Origin of the sequence: Petrotoga sp. 9T1HF07.CasAA.8.2 (assembly GCF_002895585.1) — a bacterium.
GTDB lineage: Bacteria > Thermotogota > Thermotogae > Petrotogales > Petrotogaceae > Petrotoga > Petrotoga mobilis.
Genome location: NZ_AZRI01000052.1, coordinates 143 through 371 on the forward strand (window position 1 = coordinate 143; position 229 = coordinate 371).

Sequence of the window (229 nt, forward strand, 5' to 3'; positions counted from 1 at the left end):
ATTTGATTTTTTGCAAAATCTTTAGGACCACTACGACTTATAAAAGCTCGCCATAATAGATGGCATTTCAGTCAAACTTTGACTGCTCTTCTTTCAATAAAATAATGTTAATATCAAATAATTTCAATGTGTTTTTCTGCTTTAAAGTTATCATTAGATGGTTTGGTTTTGCAGCATTTGTTACCATTTGCAACCGCTTTAGGGGTTGTCAGCTTTTTTAGCAAAGTAG